This is a genomic window from Vibrio sp. 10N.286.46.A8, assembly GCF_041470165.1.
Taxonomy (GTDB): domain Bacteria; phylum Pseudomonadota; class Gammaproteobacteria; order Enterobacterales; family Vibrionaceae; genus Vibrio; species Vibrio tasmaniensis_A.
Genome location: NZ_JBFRLX010000399.1, coordinates 1 through 319, shown reverse-complemented (window position 1 = coordinate 319; position 319 = coordinate 1). Strand labels below are relative to the sequence as shown.

The 319-nt window shown below is 47.0% G+C and carries 1 pseudogene; it reads right to left on the bottom strand.

Annotation, left to right across the window (positions count from 1 at the left end):
• Positions 1–277: pseudogene (locus tag AB4232_RS22680) on the bottom strand (AarF/ABC1/UbiB kinase family protein); the annotation flags it as partial.
• Positions 278–319: the final 42 nt, after the last annotated feature.

The window sequence follows — 319 nt, the reverse complement described above, 5'->3', positions numbered from 1 at the left end:
GAATGTCGGCTAATTCAGGTTCTAAGACATCGCCTGCATCCATTGATAGCATCTGCCCCAGTTTCATTGCTGCACCGCGCAGGTGTGCGAGTTGATCGGTTAGACGAGCAATGTTTTGTGGCGTTAGCAGTAAGTCTTTTGCTTTAGGCCTGTTGCCTCGTGCTATTTGCTTGGTGCCTTCCGTTAGCACATTACCCGCGACCCTTGTTGCCAGCGAGGCAAACTTACTGAATCTAGAAATTCGATGAGTGGGAAGGTTTCTCTCTTTTGCCGACATAAAGGTTCTCACTTAGTTATCAAGATTGATACCAATCGTAGT